Origin of the sequence: Pseudomonas sp. 58 R 12, from assembly GCF_900005865.1 — a bacterium.
In the GTDB taxonomy this organism is placed as follows: Bacteria; Pseudomonadota; Gammaproteobacteria; order Pseudomonadales; family Pseudomonadaceae; genus Aquipseudomonas; species Aquipseudomonas tritici.
The window spans coordinates 807405-822179 of record NZ_CVTP01000028.1; the positions used below are offsets into that span (position 1 = coordinate 807405).

The 14775-nt window shown below is 61.1% G+C and carries 17 protein-coding genes; 8 read left to right on the forward strand and 9 right to left on the reverse strand.

Features of this window, described 5'->3' with window-relative positions:
* The first annotated feature begins 119 nt into the window (after nt 1–119).
* Genes BFP95_RS28095 through BFP95_RS28105 form a run of 3 tightly spaced genes read left to right on the forward strand, consistent with a single transcriptional unit; the run spans nt 120 to nt 2237 of the window.
* The gene (locus BFP95_RS28095; protein ID WP_065911011.1) at nt 120–863 is read left to right on the forward strand and encodes an SDR family NAD(P)-dependent oxidoreductase; all 744 of its coding nucleotides are present in this window, start codon (nt 120–122) and stop codon (nt 861–863) included.
* A gap of 16 nt (nt 864–879) precedes the next feature.
* The gene (locus BFP95_RS28100; protein ID WP_065911012.1) at nt 880–1281 is read left to right on the forward strand and encodes a VOC family protein; all 402 of its coding nucleotides are present in this window, start codon (nt 880–882) and stop codon (nt 1279–1281) included.
* Nucleotides 1278–2237 (forward strand): saccharopine dehydrogenase family protein, encoded by a 960-nt coding sequence (locus BFP95_RS28105; RefSeq protein WP_065890791.1) that lies wholly within the window; start codon nt 1278–1280, stop codon nt 2235–2237. Before BFP95_RS28100 ends, BFP95_RS28105 begins: the two co-directional genes overlap by 4 nt.
* A 75-nt stretch (nt 2238–2312) precedes the next feature.
* Here the strand turns inward: BFP95_RS28105 and BFP95_RS28110 are convergent, their stop codons facing one another.
* The gene (locus tag BFP95_RS28110) at nt 2313–2741 is read right to left on the reverse strand and encodes a hypothetical protein (RefSeq protein WP_065872125.1); all 429 of its coding nucleotides are present in this window, start codon (nt 2739–2741) and stop codon (nt 2313–2315) included.
* A 163-nt stretch (nt 2742–2904) separates the two neighbouring features.
* Here BFP95_RS28110 and BFP95_RS28115 point away from each other — a divergent pair, with 163 nt between their 5' ends.
* Nucleotides 2905–3918: an ABC transporter substrate-binding protein gene (locus tag BFP95_RS28115; protein WP_065872126.1), complete on the forward strand. Its 1014-nt coding sequence runs from the start codon at nt 2905–2907 to the stop codon at nt 3916–3918.
* Nucleotides 3919–3950: 32 nt separating this feature from the next.
* Here BFP95_RS28115 and BFP95_RS28120 read toward each other — a convergent pair whose 3' ends face one another.
* Nucleotides 3951–4739, reverse strand: coding sequence for an AraC family transcriptional regulator (locus BFP95_RS28120; protein ID WP_065911013.1), 789 nt, complete (start codon nt 4737–4739; stop codon nt 3951–3953).
* Between the two features lie 86 nt (nt 4740–4825).
* Between BFP95_RS28120 and BFP95_RS28125 the strand changes: the two genes are divergently transcribed.
* The 3 genes from BFP95_RS28125 (at nt 4826) to BFP95_RS28135 (ending at nt 7540) form a co-directional block, all read left to right on the forward strand.
* Nucleotides 4826–5824 (forward strand): bile acid:sodium symporter family protein, encoded by a 999-nt coding sequence (locus tag BFP95_RS28125; protein ID WP_065911014.1) that lies wholly within the window; start codon nt 4826–4828, stop codon nt 5822–5824.
* A gap of 262 nt (nt 5825–6086) precedes the next feature.
* Nucleotides 6087–6242: a hypothetical protein gene (locus BFP95_RS30515; RefSeq protein ID WP_371914467.1), complete on the forward strand. Its 156-nt coding sequence runs from the start codon at nt 6087–6089 to the stop codon at nt 6240–6242.
* 113 nt (nt 6243–6355) lie between these two features.
* Entirely contained in the window at nt 6356–7540 is a 1185-nt protein-coding gene (locus tag BFP95_RS28135; RefSeq protein ID WP_065872129.1) for a sugar transporter, read from the forward strand.
* A 29-nt stretch (nt 7541–7569) separates the two neighbouring features.
* Here the strand turns inward: BFP95_RS28135 and nadS are convergent, their stop codons facing one another.
* Both nadS and BFP95_RS28145 read right to left on the reverse strand, forming a co-directional pair.
* Nucleotides 7570–7857 (reverse strand): NadS family protein, encoded by a 288-nt coding sequence (gene nadS / locus BFP95_RS28140; protein WP_049712743.1) that lies wholly within the window; start codon nt 7855–7857, stop codon nt 7570–7572.
* Between the two features lie 2 nt (nt 7858–7859).
* Nucleotides 7860–8174, reverse strand: a complete 315-nt coding sequence (locus BFP95_RS28145; protein ID WP_065872131.1) for a type II toxin-antitoxin system RelE/ParE family toxin — start codon at nt 8172–8174, stop codon at nt 7860–7862.
* A 223-nt stretch (nt 8175–8397) separates the two neighbouring features.
* Here BFP95_RS28145 and aqpZ point away from each other — a divergent pair, with 223 nt between their 5' ends.
* Nucleotides 8398–9102: an aquaporin Z gene (gene aqpZ / locus BFP95_RS28150; RefSeq protein ID WP_065911015.1), complete on the forward strand. Its 705-nt coding sequence runs from the start codon at nt 8398–8400 to the stop codon at nt 9100–9102.
* A gap of 493 nt (nt 9103–9595) precedes the next feature.
* Here the strand turns inward: aqpZ and tal are convergent, their stop codons facing one another.
* From tal to BFP95_RS28175, 5 genes are all read right to left on the reverse strand, one after another.
* Nucleotides 9596–10519 carry a transaldolase gene (gene tal / locus BFP95_RS28155; protein ID WP_065911016.1) on the reverse strand — a complete coding sequence of 308 codons (924 nt, stop codon included), beginning with the start codon at nt 10517–10519 and terminating at the stop codon, nt 9596–9598.
* A gap of 24 nt (nt 10520–10543) precedes the next feature.
* Complete coding sequence (locus BFP95_RS28160) at nt 10544–11497, reverse strand: sugar-binding transcriptional regulator (RefSeq protein ID WP_065872134.1); 954 nt, start codon at nt 11495–11497, stop codon at nt 10544–10546.
* A 45-nt stretch (nt 11498–11542) separates the two neighbouring features.
* Nucleotides 11543–12343 (reverse strand): SDR family oxidoreductase, encoded by an 801-nt coding sequence (locus BFP95_RS28165; RefSeq protein ID WP_065872135.1) that lies wholly within the window; start codon nt 12341–12343, stop codon nt 11543–11545.
* A gap of 9 nt (nt 12344–12352) precedes the next feature.
* Nucleotides 12353–13117 (reverse strand): SDR family oxidoreductase, encoded by a 765-nt coding sequence (locus tag BFP95_RS28170; protein WP_065872136.1) that lies wholly within the window; start codon nt 13115–13117, stop codon nt 12353–12355.
* A 144-nt stretch (nt 13118–13261) separates the two neighbouring features.
* Nucleotides 13262–14770 (reverse strand): sugar ABC transporter ATP-binding protein, encoded by a 1509-nt coding sequence (locus BFP95_RS28175; RefSeq protein ID WP_065911017.1) that lies wholly within the window; start codon nt 14768–14770, stop codon nt 13262–13264.
* Nucleotides 14771–14775 lie beyond the last annotated feature (5 nt).

Consider the following 14775-nt stretch of genomic DNA (forward strand, 5'->3'; position numbering starts at 1 on the left):
CCTACAAACCTCGCGCAAGCAAAAAGCAGAAACAGGCAGGATTGGAGTAGGAACGGCTGCGTGGAGGCGTGGGGTGATGGCTACTGTGGTCACTCAACTTTTTAGCACTGGAGCAGGCCATGAGCGTCATCGTAATTACCGGAGGCAGCCGCGGGATCGGTGCCAGTACCGCCCAATTGTGTGCGCGCCAGGGGCACGGCGTGATCCTTACTTACAACAGCAACCCGGATGCGGCGCAGGCGGTGGTCAAGCGCATAGTGGCTGAAGGCGGTAAAGCCGTGGCGCTGCAATTGGACGTTGCCGCCGTCAGCACTTTCGCTGCATTCCACGATGCCGTGGCGCGCGCCCTGCAAGCCACTTGGGGCGTAAGCACCCTGAGCGGCCTGGTGAACAACGCGGGCTACGGCCTGTTCAACCCCCTTGAATCGGTGACCGAGGCGCAATTCGACGGCCTGTTCAACGTGCACCTCAAGGGGCCGTTTTTCCTGACCCAAACCTTGCTGCCGCTGCTGGAAGAACACGCCAGCATCGTCAACCTCACCAGCGCCACCACCCGCGTCGCTACGGCTGGCGTCGCACCTTACGCCGCTTTCAAGGGCGGCCTGGATGTGCTCACCCGCTACATGGCCAAGGAGTTCGGCGAGCGGCGTATCCGCGCCAACGCCGTGTCCCCCGGCGCGATCCGCACCGAACTGGGCGGCGGCTTGAACGACGAGTTCGAAGCCCAGCTGGCCGGGCAAACCGCCCTTGGCCGTGTAGGCGAACCGGAAGACGTGGCACGGGTAATCGCCCTGTTGCTATCGGAAGAAGGCCGCTGGATTAATGCCCAGACCCTTGAAGTCGCGGGCGGCTACATCATCTGAGTCGGGAGACCCCACCATGCTGGATCATCTGTTTATTTCGGTGAGTGATATTGAGCGCTCCATTCGTTTCTACGCAGCCACCCTGACGCCCCTCGGCATCACTGCGCGGCATGACTACGACGGCAAAGACGGCCCACCCGGCCACCCGGACTTGAAGGGCTTTGGCGCCAATGGCCGGATATTTTTCTGGTTGCGCGAAGGCGTGGTGGAAGGGCGAGCTGTGCATGTGGGCTTTGTCGCCAATAATCGCGCTGAGGTGGAAAACGCCTACGCCGCCGCCTTGGCGAACGGCGCCACCGACGACGGCGCGCCGGGTGCACGCCTGCATTACGACCCCAACTACTACGCGGCCAATGTCCTTGACCCGGACGGCTACAGCCTCGAATTCGTCTACAAGAACTGGCAGCACACCTCATGAAAACCCTGATGATCTACGGCGCCACCGGCTACACCGGACGCATGGCGGCGCAACACGCGAAAACACGCGGACTCAACCTGGTGCTGGCCGGCCGCAACGTCGAACGCCTGGCTTCCCTGGCGGCTGAGCTGGACGCGCCTTACCGCGTATTCACGCCAGATGCCGCCCAGTTGGAAGGGATTGACGTCCTGCTCAATTTCGCCGGCCCTTTCGCCCAGACCGCCGGAGCCCTGATGCGTGCGTGCATCGCCAATGGCACCGACTACCTGGACATCACCGCCGAAATCAACGTGTACCGCTTGGCCGAGCAACTCGGGGCTGGAGTGCAGGTGATGCTGCTGCCCGGTGTGGGCTGGGACGTGGTGCCCACCGACTGCCTGGCCCTGCATGTTGCCCGCCGTGTGCAGCAGCCGCAGTCGATAAAAATCGCTCTGCAGGTGCCCGGCGCCATGTCCCGTGGGTCGGCCATGAGTGTCGGCGAGATCATCGGTGCCGGCGTGATGGCGCGGATCGACGGCCAACTGGTCGCCACGCCGGACGCGCAACCGCAGTACCTGGACTTTGGCGATGGCCCGGCGCTGTGCGCGCCCTTGTCGTTTGGCGACCTAGTGACGGCCTGGCATTCCAGCGCTATTCCGAATATCGCCATGTTCGTGCACATCACCGGCGAAGCCTTTCCCGAAGGCGACCTGTCGCTGCTGCCCGATGGCCCCACCCAGGCACAGCGTGACGCCCATCGCGCCCTCGCCGTGGCCGAAGTTATGGGTGCCGATGGTTCGGTGGCGCGTTCGGTCATCGAGACCGTCAACGGCTACAGCTACACCCCACTGGCAGCCGTCGAAGCCGCGCGCCGGGTACTCGGCGGTGAGCGCCGGGCCGGCTTCGAAACACCTGCAAAGCTGTTCGGCGTGGGCTTTGCCCAGACGATTGCCGGTACGCAGATCATCGATTATTGAGCTATCGGGAATTGCCATCGGCGGGTATTTGAGAACGTCGCAGCTCCCACCTATTGTCGTGCGGTGATTTCAAGATCACGCCGCCTGTGGCTGAACCAGCAACTCCCCCTCGACATCCTTGACCAACTCACTGGCCAAAAACAGCGGTGCCAGGCGTTTATGCAGTTGTGGCTCGACAAACTCCTTCACCGTCTCCAGCGCCAGTACGCCGCTCAACGGCAACTCGGCCTTGGTGTACGACAACCAGGCTTTCTTCAGTGCCTGCAACACATCACTGCCGGCGGTGGTGGCGAAGCGGCGGTGGGTAGGTTTACCGTCAAAAGTGAAGGTGTGCTGGAACGCGTAGCCGGTTTCATCACCCTGGCTGGCGGTGCAGCGGATGCAGCTGCACGGGCCTTCGCCGAAAGCACTGCGCAGGTAGGCGTTGAAGTCCACCACGGGTTTGAGTGACAGGCGCTTATCCACCTCGAACAGGTCCCCGGTCATTTTTTCGTCAGTGTTCAACGTCCATTTCCTCGCAGGTTCGGCGGTTTTTCAAAGCGCGGCACAATAGCAGCCGAGCGGCTGTTTGTGGGTTATTTGCATAACAATAGATCTCGATATTCTTTTCCCGTCTTAAAAATCGTGGCTACCCTCGTTCACCTTCTCAAAAGTGCGGCAGATCCCCATGACCCTCAAGCGCTCCTCTTTGACCCTTCTGGCTGCCTCGCTGGCTGCCGCAAGCACTTTGCTCAGCCCCGGTGCCCAGGCTGAGGGCAAGATCAGCATTGCCCAGCAATTCGGCATCGGCTACCTGATCCTCGACGTGGTGCGTGACCAGCACCTGATCGAGAAGCATGGCAAGGAGCAGGGCCTGGATATCCAAGTGGAGTGGAACAGTATTTCCGGCGCCACGGCGATGAACGAATCGCTGCTGGCCGGCGCGCTGGACGTGGTTTCCGCGGGCGTGCCGCCGATGCTCACCCTGTGGGACCGCACCAAGGGCAAGCAGAACGTCAAGGCCATCGCTTCGCTCGGTTCGATGCCCAACTACCTGCTGACCAACAACCCCAACGTGAAGACCCTCAAGGACTTCAGCGAAAAAGACCGCATCGCCGTGCCCGCCGCTGGCGTGGGTTTCCAGTCGCGGACCTTGCAGATCGAGACGGCCAAGCAGTTCGGCGATGCCAACTACAAGAAGTTTGATGACATCTCCATCAGCCTGGCGCACCCCGACGCCACTGCCGCATTGATTGCCGGTGGCTCGGAGATCAACTCGCACTTTTCCAGCCCGCCGTTCCAGTATCAGGAATTGCTCAATCCGAATGTGCACAAGGTGCTCAGTTCCTACGACATCCTCGGTGGGCAGGCGACGTTCAACGTGCTGTACACCACGCAGAAATTCCACGACGAAAACCCCAAGACCTACAAGGCGTTCTATGCCGCGCTGGCCGAAGCCGAACACATCATCAAGGCTGATAAACCGGCGGCGGCCAAGACGTACATTCGGGTAGAGCAGTCGAAGTTGCCGTTGGACCTGGTGGAGAAGATCGTCCAGGACCCGGAAATCGACTTCACCATCGTGCCGCAGCGAACCTATATCTATGCTGAAAAACTGCAGGAACTCGGCGTGCTGAAAAACAAGGCCGACAGCTGGAAGGACTACTTCTTCGAAGAAGCCCACAGTGGTAACGGCAGCTGACCTCCAATGTGGGATCTGCAGTGTTTGAGCGGTCAGCGGAAAAACTCACCGGGCGTGGCGTCAAACTGCTGCCGAAACGCATTGATAAACGCCGACGTCGACTCATACCCACACCCCAACGCCACATCCGTTACCCGCTCGCCTTGCTCCAGGGCGGGCAGGGCGGTGAGCAACCGCAAGCGCTGGCGCCATGCGCGAAACGTCAGCCCGGTATCCCTCAAAAACAACCGGCTCAACGTCTTCTCACTCACGTCCAGCTTTTGGCTCCACTGGCCCAACGTTGTCTGCTGCTCCGGGTGCAGGTTCAAACTGCGATAGATCTGCCGCAAGCGCGGGTCCAGCGGCAGCGGTAACATCAAATCGACCTGCGGCGCCGCTGCCAATTGATCCAGCACCACTTGCGCCAAACGCCCATCCGGCCCGTCCTCAGCGTATTCCACCGCGAGTTCGCTGAAGCTGCGGATCAACTCGCGCAGTAAATTGCTCACTTCCAGCACATGACAGCGCTCAGCCGCCCAGGCCGTGACGCTGCAATCGAGGTACAGACTGCGCATTTCTGTGTGGGGCGAGCTGAACACCCGGTGCGGCATTCCCGCTGGTATCCACACAGCGCGCTGTGGCGGCGCCACGAAACGGCCGACGCTGGTCTGGATCTCCAGCACCCCGGAAATCGCGTAGGACAATTGCACCCAAGGGTGGCTGTGTCGGCGGGTCAGCGCACGGTTGGGCAGCGATTCGGTGCGCCCATACACCGGCCGTGGCAGGCTGGAAAGCCCAGGGACACTGCGGCGGACGGTCTTTTCATGTCCTTTAGGCGGCATTTACTGGCTCATTGGCGTTAGTCGGTAATAAGCCGTTACGTTAGAGTCGCGGTGACGCTCTTGGCAACCCCTGGAAGATCCTGTTTATGACTCGCCCGCGTTTCGTGCCCGACAACTTCACCCTGACGCTGATCGCCACGGTGATCCTCGCCTCCCTGTTGCCCGCCAGCGGCCAGACCGCCGTGGCCTTCGGCTGGGTCACCAACCTGGCTATAGCACTGCTGTTTTTCCTGCACGGCGCCAAGCTGTCGCGCCAGGCCATTGTTGCCGGCGCCGGTCATTGGCGCCTGCACCTGCTGGTGTTCAGCCTGACCTTCGTGCTGTTCCCGCTGCTGGGCCTGGCGCTCAAGCCGCTGTTGTCGCCAATGATCGGCAACGACCTGTACATGGGCATGCTTTACCTCTGCGCTCTGCCGGCTACGGTGCAGTCGGCGATTGCCTTCACGTCCCTGGCACGCGGCAATATCCCGGCGGCGATTTGCAGTGCGGCGGCCTCCAGCCTGTTTGGCATCTTCCTCACGCCGCTGTTGGTGACATTGCTGCTCAACGTGCACGGTGACGGCGGCTCGACCGTCGACGCAATCCTGAAAATCAGCGTGCAATTGCTGCTGCCGTTCATCGCCGGGCAGATCGCGCATCGCTGGATCGGCGAGTGGGTGGGGCGCAATAAATCCTGGCTGAAATTCGTCGACCAAGGCTCGATCCTGCTGGTGGTGTACGGCGCGTTCAGCGAAGCGGTCAACGAAGGCATCTGGCACCAGATCCCGCTGTGGGAACTGGGCGGGCTGGTGGTGGCGTGCTGCGTGTTGCTGGCCTTGGTGTTGGTGGCGTCGGCGGTGCTGGGCAAGGCCTTCGGCTTTAACCAGGAAGACCGCATCACCATTCTGTTCTGCGGCTCGAAGAAGAGCCTCGCGACCGGCGTGCCGATGGCGCAGGTGCTGTTCGCCGGGGCGACCATGGGGGTGCTGATCCTGCCGCTGATGCTGTTTCACCAGATCCAGTTGATGGTCTGTGCGGCATTGGCCCAGCGTTATGCCAAGCGCCCGGAAAGCATTCCGGAATTGATGGGGCAGGTGGATCCTTGATCTACGTCACAGCCTTTGCCGAGTAAGCTCAATAAACGCCCGGCCAGACAACTTAGTGGTAAGAGCCCAGTAAGGCGTGTCGGCATGAGCACTAAAGGTATTTCGCTGCTTACCGGCCTGTTGTGCGTCTGGGCGGGGCGTGCGGCGCGGCGCAAACCGTGGGCAGTGTCGTCGAGCCCGGATGTGCGACAAATGCGCACAGGGGCACGGTCATGGCGTCGAACGGCTGTGCCGAGTCCAGGCGTGACAGGCGCCTGGATGTGTGCAACATGGCGTAGCCAGTGTCAATGCAGCCCATGTGCATCGGGTGGCGAACAGTGGTAACGGGCGTTATTACGAGCAGCGGTATGTGCTGGTGGACAGCGCCGGCAAGCCGATTCAGTCGGGTAACTACGTGATCATCCTGACGTCGCCCTGACCCCCTTAGGCGACGATCCGCGTCAACAGTGGGGCCAGAAACCTATAGAATACTCGGCGGCGGCGCTTGTCCTGGGTGGCCGCTCGATCACCGTCAGAGTACCGCGCCGTTCAATGAGCATTTCAGCCGCAACCCCCCAAACCAATTGGCAACCGGTCATCGCCCTCGCGTTGGCCGCCTTTGTGTTCAATACCACCGAATTCGTGCCCGTTGGGCTGCTCAGTGCCATCGGCGCCAGCTTCGACATGCCGGTGTCCAGCGTCGGCCTGATGCTCACGATCTACGCCTGGATCGTGTCCCTGACCTCCCTGCCGGTGATGCTGCTGACCCGCAACATCGAACGGCGCAAGCTGCTGATCGTGCTGTTCTGCATGTTTATTGTCAGCCACATCCTTTCCAGCGTCGCTAACAGCTTCGGCCTCCTGATGCTCAGTCGCATTGGCATTGCCTTGTCCCATGCCTTGTTCTGGTCGATCACCGCATCGTTGGCCGTTCGCTTGGCGCCGGAAGGCAAGCAGGTGCAAGCCCTCGGCCTGTTGGCTACCGGTACGTCCCTGGCCATGGTCCTGGGCATTCCCCTGGGTCGCCTGCTCGGCGAAGCCATGGGCTGGCGCACCACGTTCCTGGTGATCGGCGCCTTCGCTGCCGCACTGGTGTTCTGGCTGGCGCGCACCTTGCCGCTATTGCCGAGCCAGAACTCCGGCTCCCTGCGCAGCCTGCCGCTGCTGTTCAAGCGCCCGGCGCTGGTGGCGCTTTATGTGCTCACCGCGATGACCGTCACCGCGCAATTCACCGCCTACAGCTACATCGAACCCTTCGTCGAAGGCGTGGCCGGCATGAGCGGCAGTGCGGTGACCCTGATCCTGCTGGTATTCGGCGGCGCGGGCATCATCGGCTCTCTGCTGTTCAGCCTGGTGCACCGCTTCAACCCGCATGTATTCGTTGTCGGCGCGGTATTTATCCTGGCCGCGTGCCTGGCGCTGCTGCTGCCGTTGAGCGGCGCGGAATCCTACCTGGTGGTGCTGAGCATTTTCTGGGGCATGGCGATCATGGGCTTTGGCCTTGCCATGCAGTCCAAAGTGCTGGTGCTGGCACCGGATGCCACCGACGTGGCCATGGCGATGTTCTCCGGCATCTACAACATCGGCATCGGCGGCGGCGCACTGATGGGCAGCTGGGTCGGCAGCCAGTTCGGCTTCGCCTGGATCGGCGCGGCGGGCGGGTTGCTGGCGGCGGTGGCGTTGATTGGGTATTGCTTGGCGATTCGCAAGTTTGGGCAGGGTGTGGCGGGAGCCTGAATCAAACTCTCGCGCCAGCCACCGTTGGGTTAAAGGGCCAACGCATTCAACACATGGACCGGGTCATTGTGAATGGCCCTCAACAGCGCCTTTGCTGGCCCTGTTGGTTCGCGTCGCCCCTGTTCCCAATTACGTAGCGTGCCGATTTGAACATCGATGATGGCTGCGAATTTGGCTTGAGTCAGGCCCGTTGCCTTACGGATTTGTTTGACTTGAAGCGCGTCAACAATGAATTCGCGAGAGGGCTTGCGCTCGCCTCGGACGATTTCGTCCATCTGTTGCACGCTTTCCATCAGCTCATCGAAGAATTTGCTCATGGTTATCTCCAGTGTTCGATGACGGCTTTCAGTGCTTTGCGTTCATCGTTAGTCAGGTCTTGCTGTTCGTTTTTTGGATAGATCATTAATAACGCAATTTTTGAAGCCGTTACAAAGTGGTAGTAAATCACTCTGGCGCCGCCTCGTTTGCCGTGACCTTTTGAAGCAATACGCAGCTTTCGGATGCCGCCCGTTCCTTCGATCACATCTCCAACGCACGGATTGAACATCAACGCTACCTGCAAACCCAGGTAGGCGTCGTGATTCATGAGCTCCGTTACACGCCGGGTGAAAACCGCAGTTTCAATGAAAATCATAGCAAATGTACGCCATTGACTTAGTCGGCGGCAATGCTAGTGCAGTCAGGGAAGGGGAACAGCTGGTTAGTTGTAAGCGGGTTTTATACAAAGGGCCGGCGTGCTTCAGAAGCAACGTGTTCAGGGGCTAGAACTCCAGACAAGTCTTACACAGTATTTTGATACCCATTGCTACCGTCGCCCAGGACCGCCCACGGCCTGTGGTGACGGCACTTGAGCAGCAATGGAGTCCACTGTGCAAAAGCGTTTGACCGCCGAGTTTATCGGCACTTTCTGGCTGACGTTCGGCGGCTGTGGCAGCGCCATTCTGGCGGCTGCCTTCCCCGGCTTGGGCATTGGCTTTGTGGGCGTTTCGCTGGCGTTTGGTCTCACTGTATTGACCATGGCCTACGCGGTCGGCGGCATCTCCGGCGGGCATTTCAACCCGGCGGTGACCATTGGCCTATGGGCAGGGCGCCGCATTCCTGCGGGTGATGTGCTGCCGTACATCGCGGCGCAGGTCAGCGCAGCGATCGTCGCCGCTGCGGCGTTGTACCTGATTGCCAGCGGGCAGCCTGATTTCGCAGTGGGTGGTTTTGCCGCCAACGGGTATGGCCCATTGAGCCCAGGCCTCTTCGACATGAAGGCCGCTTTGCTGGCCGAACTGATCGCCACGTTTTTCTTCGTATTCATCATCATGCGCGTGACCGCACCAGGTGCTGTGCCCGGCTTTGCGCCGATCGCCATTGGCTTGGCGCTGACCTTGATTCACCTGGTGCTGATCCCGGTGACCAATACGTCGGTGAACCCGGCGCGCAGCACCGGACCGGCGTTGTTTGCTGGGGGCGAATACATGGCGCAGCTGTGGTTATTCTGGGTGGCGCCGATTGTTGGCGGAGTGTTGGGAGCGTTGGCAGCTCGCACGTTGGGCGAGCGGAAGCCGGCTTGACGCCTTATACGTTTGAGAAAATTGGTACAGCCTTAGCTTTCAGCAGCGTTTGCTTTGGCTTCGGCTTCGGCTTTTGATCTGTTTTTGATGTTGATCTCGAGCGCCCCGTTAACCACGCAGGCCGAATGCAGGCTTGAATTCGTGGGTAACCCGGCAGGACGCCGGGTTAGCCGCGCTGGGCCAAGGATGGCCCATCGCGGCGGCCCACGGATTCAAGCCTTCGTTCTGGCACACCGAGCCTAGGCGAGGTGCCGAGTGGTGGGGCGAGAGCGCTTTGGTTACTTTGCCGCTTTTGCAAAGTGACTCGCCGTAAGGGCGAAACCTATATTAGCCATCACCCAAATAACGGATATGTACTCATTCCAACCACAACACATGGCCGCCCTACAAACCGCCATCGCAGGCAAGCCAGCTCCCACATTTTGATCGATTTACACCTGATAGGGTTCGGGCGACTCCCAGGTCGCCACAGGACCGAAAGTAGCCAGCGTCATCACAGCGCAGCCAATACCGCCTCAAGCTTTTCCTGATCCCGCGCAAACTGGCGAATGCCTTCGGCCAGCTTCTCGGTAGCCATCGCATCTTCGTTGGAATCCCAGCGAAATTGCGCCTCGTCGATGGTCTGGCGCGGCTCGCCCGTCGCCCCCGGTACCAACTTGCGCTCCAGCGGGCCGTGGTCTTCATCAAGTTTTTGCAGCAATTCGGGGCTGATGGTCAGGCGATCGCACCCGGCCAATTCCTCTATCTGGCTGAGGGTACGAAAGCTGGCGCCCATGACCACAGTCTTGATGCTGTTGGCCTTGTAGTAGTTGTAGATCCGCGTCACCGACTGCACGCCCGGGTCTTCAGCGCCGGTGTAGTCCAGGCCCGTGCTCTTGCGGTACCAGTCGTATATGCGGCCGACGAAAGGTGAAATCAGGAACACCCCGGCATCGGCGCACGCTGCCGCCTGGGCAAACGAGAACAACAACGTGAGGTTGGTCTGGATACCGGCTTTTTCCAAGCGCTCGGCGGTGCGAATGCCTTCCCAGGTAGAAGCCAGTTTGATCAGTACACGGTCGCGGCCAACACCGGCTTTGTCATACAGCTCGATGAGCTGGTTGGCCTTGGCCCACAGCGCGTCTTCGTCAAACGACAGGCGCGCGTCGACTTCGGTCGAGATGCGACCTGGAATGGCCTTGAGGATGCCGCAGCCTACTGCCACCGAAAACTGGTCGCAGGCCAGGCCCAGGTCACCCTTGGACAGGTCGACCGAGTGACGCAGGATGTCGCCGTAGTGTGCGATAGCCGAGGCTTTGAGCAGCAGCGACGGGTTGGTGGTGGCGTCGACCGGTTTCAGACGGCTGATAGCCTCAAGGTCGCCCGTGTCGCAGACCACCGTGGTGAACTGCTTGAGTTGTTCGAGCTTGGATGTCATGAGCGGTCGATCTCCCTAATGAGTTTAGTGATTCAAGGCCTGTGCGGTATCCAGGTCGGTGATCAGGATGTCCAGGTAGCCGCCCTCGAGCGCGCCGCGAATCGCCTGGACCTTGTTCAACCCGCCGGCCAGGCCGAGCACGCGGTGGATCGAGCGCAATTTGGGCAGGGCCACCGACACTACGAATTCTTCGTCTTCCTCCAGTACCGGCTTGCCCTGGGCATCGAAGTAGCGCAGGCAGATATCACCTACGGCACCGCGCTCGGCCAGCAGGCGCAGCATGTCTTCGGTGTAGTAGTTACCGCTGTTGCGCAGCAGTTGCGACGGTTCCAGGTCGCCGATGCCGACAATCGCCAGGGTGATGCTGTCAAAGCGTTGCAGCACCTCCTTGACCTCTTCCATCTGCATGATGCGCTGCTTGCTTTGCACTGATTGCTCGATGCTTTGCGACGGCAGCAAAAACGCCGGGCAGTTGAGCAGGGTGGCCAGGCGCTGGGTGAGCAGGGTGGCTTCAAACGCGCCCTTATGGCCGACGCCGCCCAACAGTTGTACCACTTCCTGGGCTGCCTGTTTGCCCGGCTGCGCATGCAAGTGGCCAACCATGGCGCGAATGGTGCTGCTCCACGACGAAATACCGATATGGTCCTGGGGCGACAGGCTGGTTTCCAGGTAATGCGCGGCCGCTGAACCGATGGCCTGCTTGATGCTTTCATCGTTACCGGGCTCGGTGGCTTCCACCACGATCACCTGGCGCACGCCGTAGCGGCGCTGCAATTGGGTTTCCAGCTCCAGGTGAAGGCCCTGCAGGCGCATCACGCTGATCTTCACCACGCCTTCCTGCAGCGCCCGACGCAGGGCGCGGCTGATAAAGGACTGCGACAAGTCCAACTGTGCGGAAATCTCGGATTGCTTGAGCCCTTCTTCGTAATAGAGGCTCGCGATCTTGGTGATCAGGCGCTGTTCTTCGATCTGGCTCATGAAGGCCTCAGTGATGACATCAATGCGGGTGAGGATACCAAACCCTTACGACATGATCAGGCCGCCGTCGATATTGATCGCCTGGCCGGTCAGGTAAGCCGCGTCATCGGACGCCAGGAACGCCACCAACCCCGCGACATCCGAGGGTTTGCCGGCGCGGCGCAATGGGATGTTCTTGACCCATTCGGCCATCAACTCCCCCTTGCCGTAGCGCTTTTCGTCGGTGCTGAGAATCTCGCCCCAGACGCGGTCGTTGTAGTCCCACATCTCGCTTTCGATGATGCCGGGGCAGAACGCATTCACCGTGATGTTGTGCCGCGCCAACTCCAGCGCCAGGCTCTGGGTGATGCCGATCACGCCCATTTTGCTCGCGGCGTAGTGCGGCGTGTAGATAAACCCCTGGCGGCCCTGGCCGGATGACGTGTTGATCAGCCGTCCGCTGCCTTGTTTGACCATGTACTTGGCCGCTTCCCGGCACCCCAGCCACACGCCGGTAGTGTTGACCTGTAGCACCTTGTCGAAGTCGGCGCGGGGCATGGTGTCGTAGTGGTCGATGGTGATGATGCCGGCGTTCTGCACCGACACGTCGATGCTGCCAAAGCGGGCATGGCCTTCGCGGTAGAGCTTTTCGATGTCGCTTTCGTCTGTGACGTCGATGCCCAGGGCCAGGGTGTCCACGTTGTATTCCTGGGCGAGCTGGTTAGCGGTAAAGGTCACGCGTTCCAGATCGTTGGAGGCCAGTACCAGGTTGGCGCCCTCTTGGGCGAAGCGCTCGGCAATGCCGGCGCCGATGCCACGGCAGGCGCCGGTGATGACGATGGTTTTACCGCTGAATCGTTGCGACATGATGAACTCCTACCAGCACACAAAGCCGCCATCGACCAACAGGTCGACACCGGTGCAGAAAGATGACGCCTGGCTGACCAGGAAGATCGCCGGGCCAACCATTTCTTCCACGCTGGCCATGCGGCCCATGGGCGTGGTCTGTTCAAATATCTTCACCTGGTCGGCCACTTCCGGCCGCGAGTTCATCGGCGTGGCGGTGTAGCCGGGGCTGATGCAGTTCACGCGCAAGCCCTTGTCGGCCCATTCCATCGCCAGGCTTTTGCTCAGGTGGATCACCCCAGCCTTGGAGGTGTTGTAGTGCGCCTGCAACAGGCCACGGTTGACGATGCTACCGGACATGGAGGCGATATTGACGATGGCGCCTTTGCCACGCGGCAACATCACCGCGGCCTGGGCCTGGCAACTGAGGAAGATGCCGGTGAGGTTGATGTCGAGGGTGGTTTGCCAGCGTTGCAGTTCCAGGTCTTCGGCAGCCTGGGCGTTGGCGATGCCGGCACAGTTGACGGCGACGCTGAGTTCGCCGAGTTCGCTTTCGGTGCGGGCGACGGCCGCATCCAGGGCGGCACGTTCGGTGACCGTGCCGCTGAGGGCCAGGGCGCGACGGCCGAGGGCTTGGATGCGTTCGACGGTGCTGGCGATACCCGGGCTGCCGGGTAGATCGAAGCAGGCTACATCGGCGCCGGCTTCGGCGAGGCCGACGGCGATGGCTTGGCCGATGCCACTGCCGGCGCCAGTTACAAAGGCGACTTGGCCCTGAAGACTAAAAAGCTGCATGAAATACTCCATTGTTGAAATCACAGTGGGACCCCTGTGGGAGCTGGCTTGCCTGCGATAGCGGTCGTTCAGTCACATCTTCGGTGGCTGTACACCGCCATCGCAGGCAAGCCAGCTCCCACAGTTGATGTGTGTTGTCTTTGCTCACGCGGTGGCCATTTCCATCACTGACACCGGTGTGGCTTCACCACGCTCCAGAATCCCCATCTGCCGTCCCCGGCTCATCACCATCACCCGATGGGACAATCCCAGCACCTCATCCAGGTCCGAACTGACCACTATCACCGCCATGCCCTTGGCCGCCAGGTCTGCAATCACCTCATAAATCGCCGCCCGCGCACCCACGTCGATGCCTCGAGTCGGCTCGTCCAGAATGAACACCTTGGGATTACGCGCCAGCCATTTGGCAATGATCACTTTCTGCTGGTTACCGCCGGACAGGCTGGAAATCCGCGACTGCGGCGCGCCTTTCACGCCGAGTCGAGCCACCGCCGTACGCGCGAATTCGCGCAGCGGGGCAGGGAACACCCAGCCGCGTTTATCCAGCAGGTCGGTGTTGCCATAGATCAGGTTGTCTTCGATGCGATGTTCCACCACCACGCCTTGCTGCTTGCGGTCCTCGGGCACCAGCACCACGCCGGCCTGGATGGCTTCGAACGGCGAGCGCAACTGACGCACCTCGCCATCCAGCACCATAAGCCCCTGAATGTCCTGGGCCGCGCCGGCAATGGTGCGCACCAGTTCGGTCCGCCCGGCGCCGACCACGCCGGCAATGCCGAATACCTCACCGGCGCGCACGCTGAAATCGATGCCGTGCAGGGCGAATTCACGGCAGCTCAACTCCTTGACCTGCAACATCACCTGGTCCTGCGGCGGTTGCAGCGCGGGGAAAATGCGCTCCAGGCTGCGTCCGACCATTTGCTCGACCAGCTCACGCACCGGCACCTGGGCCGTGGCGTGCAAGGCAATCTGGCGACCGTCGCGCAGTACCAGCACACGGTCGGCAATACGCGCGATTTCTTCGAGGCGATGGCTGATATAGATAAATGACACACCCTCGGCCTTGAGCCGTTCCACCTGTTTGAACAGCAGCTCGGTCTCTTCCCCACCCAACGCCGCGGTGGGTTCATCGAGAATCAACAGGCTCGCCTTGAGGGTCAGCGCCTTGGCGATTTCCACCAGTTGCTGCGCCGCCACGCTCAGGCCTTCGACCTTGCGCGACGCCGGCACCTTGAGCCCCAGGCGTTCCAGTTGGATCTGCGCCTGGGCTTCCATGTATTCGCGGTCCACCTTCCCATAACGCATGGGCAGGCGGCCGACGAAGATGTTTTCGGCGATCGACAATTGCGGCAGCAGGCGGATTTCCTGATGGATCAGGCCGATCCCGGCGCTCAGCGCGGCCCCCGGCGAACCCGGTGCGTAAGGCGCGCCGAGCCAGGTCATGCTGCCGCCGGCTTCGGGCTGCACAAGCCCGGCGATGATCGACGACAGGGTGGATTTACCCGCGCCGTTCTCGCCGAGCAGGGCCAATACTTCGCCGGGGCGAATGTCCACGTTGACCTGCGACAGGACCTGCACCGGCCCGTAGGCCTTGCTGATATTGCGCAGGCACAACACCGCTTCGGCGGTGTTATCCAGAGCTGCTGCTCGCATGACGA

What these genes read in the sequence shown, in the direction of transcription:
- BFP95_RS28095 (WP_065911011.1), top strand. Translation starts at nt 120, where the DNA reads ATGAGCGTCATCGTAATTACCGGAGGCAGCCGCGGGATCGGTGCCAGT.
- BFP95_RS28100 (WP_065911012.1), top strand. Translation starts at nt 880, where the DNA reads ATGCTGGATCATCTGTTTATTTCGGTGAGTGATATTGAGCGCTCCATT.
- BFP95_RS28105 (WP_065890791.1), top strand. Translation starts at nt 1,278, where the DNA reads ATGAAAACCCTGATGATCTACGGCGCCACCGGCTACACCGGACGCATG.
- BFP95_RS28115 (WP_065872126.1), top strand. Translation starts at nt 2,905, where the DNA reads ATGACCCTCAAGCGCTCCTCTTTGACCCTTCTGGCTGCCTCGCTGGCT.
- BFP95_RS28120 (WP_065911013.1), bottom strand. Translation starts at nt 4,739, where the DNA reads ATGCCGCCTAAAGGACATGAAAAGACCGTCCGCCGCAGTGTCCCTGGG.
- BFP95_RS28125 (WP_065911014.1), top strand. Translation starts at nt 4,826, where the DNA reads ATGACTCGCCCGCGTTTCGTGCCCGACAACTTCACCCTGACGCTGATC.
- BFP95_RS28135 (WP_065872129.1), top strand. Translation starts at nt 6,356, where the DNA reads ATGAGCATTTCAGCCGCAACCCCCCAAACCAATTGGCAACCGGTCATC.
- nadS (WP_049712743.1), bottom strand. Translation starts at nt 7,857, where the DNA reads ATGAGCAAATTCTTCGATGAGCTGATGGAAAGCGTGCAACAGATGGAC.
- BFP95_RS28145 (WP_065872131.1), bottom strand. Translation starts at nt 8,174, where the DNA reads ATGATTTTCATTGAAACTGCGGTTTTCACCCGGCGTGTAACGGAGCTC.
- aqpZ (WP_065911015.1), top strand. Translation starts at nt 8,398, where the DNA reads ATGGAGTCCACTGTGCAAAAGCGTTTGACCGCCGAGTTTATCGGCACT.
- tal (WP_065911016.1), bottom strand. Translation starts at nt 10,519, where the DNA reads ATGACATCCAAGCTCGAACAACTCAAGCAGTTCACCACGGTGGTCTGC.
- BFP95_RS28160 (WP_065872134.1), bottom strand. Translation starts at nt 11,497, where the DNA reads ATGAGCCAGATCGAAGAACAGCGCCTGATCACCAAGATCGCGAGCCTC.
- BFP95_RS28165 (WP_065872135.1), bottom strand. Translation starts at nt 12,343, where the DNA reads ATGTCGCAACGATTCAGCGGTAAAACCATCGTCATCACCGGCGCCTGC.
- BFP95_RS28170 (WP_065872136.1), bottom strand. Translation starts at nt 13,117, where the DNA reads ATGCAGCTTTTTAGTCTTCAGGGCCAAGTCGCCTTTGTAACTGGCGCC.
- BFP95_RS28175 (WP_065911017.1), bottom strand. Translation starts at nt 14,770, where the DNA reads ATGCGAGCAGCAGCTCTGGATAACACCGCCGAAGCGGTGTTGTGCCTG.